The 811-nt window shown below is 67.9% G+C and carries 2 protein-coding genes; one reads left to right on the top strand and one right to left on the bottom strand.

Annotated elements, in window-relative coordinates; translation table 11 throughout:
- A partial coding sequence (locus P1P70_RS45280) for a hypothetical protein (protein ID WP_319248412.1) occupies positions 1 to 212 on the bottom strand: 212 nt, incomplete at its 3' end.
- On the opposite strand from P1P70_RS45280, the gene P1P70_RS45275 reads away from it, so the two are divergent.
- Positions 147 to 811 (top strand): HAD family phosphatase (locus P1P70_RS45275; protein ID WP_319248410.1); only part of this gene is annotated, 665 nt, incomplete at its 3' end. The two genes, P1P70_RS45280 and P1P70_RS45275, sit on opposite strands and share 66 nt — an antisense overlap.

The raw sequence follows: 811 nt of genomic DNA, 5'->3' as shown, positions 1-811 counted from the left end.
GTGTGGGTGGGTCCGGGGGCCGGGATCCCTTGAAAAAACCGCATGGCCGGTTTAATAATGGGGGGTGATGTTTTTTGTCGCTCTGTTGTCTGTTTCCCGTGTGCGTGCGGTTTCCTTCTGGGGTGGTTCTGGTGGTTTTTCGGCATGTGCGTCTGGTTGCGGTGAATATCGATGGGGTGTTGCTGAACGATACTTTCAGTCCGGTTTTCCATCGGTTCGTGGTGGGGCGTGGGGGTCGTTACACGGCTGAGCTGGAGCGGACGGTGCTGTCGCAGTCGCAGCTGGGGGCGGCGGCGGCGCTGGGTGTGGCGGGGGCGACGCCGCAGGAGGTGGTCGAGGCGTATTTCGCGGAGCGTGAGGAGTATCTGCGGGAGCATCCGGTGCGGGTGCTGGGGGGTGTGGGTGCGCTGCTGGGGCGGCTGCGTGCCACGGGTGCGTCCCTGGTGTGCTACGGGGGGCTGCCGCGTGCCCACTTCGAGCGGTATCTGGCTGCGTACGCCGGGTATTTCGACGGGCCGGGGTATGTGTGCACCGACGGGTTCCGTCCCGGGGTGCGGGAGATCGCCGAGGATGTCTTCGGTCTGGCCTGCGGCCGGGCGCTGTTCATCGACGACGTGGCCCGGGTGGCGGAGGCCGCGCAGGTGCTGGGGGCGCGTTTCATCGGGCATCCGACCGCCTATGCGCACAGTTTCCAGCGGCAGCTGATGCGTGAGGCGGGGGTGCGGCATGTGGTCGGCTCGCTGGAGGAGATCGACGAGCGGGTGCTCGGTGCCGTCGACGCCGAGGCCGGGGCCGGGGCCGGGGCGGCGGG

It is taken from the genome of Streptomyces sp. MB09-02B (assembly GCF_033794485.1).
GTDB lineage: Bacteria > Actinomycetota > Actinomycetes > Streptomycetales > Streptomycetaceae > Streptomyces.
Note: the sequence above shows the minus strand (reverse complement) of the source record. Positions and strands in the feature narration are given on the sequence as shown.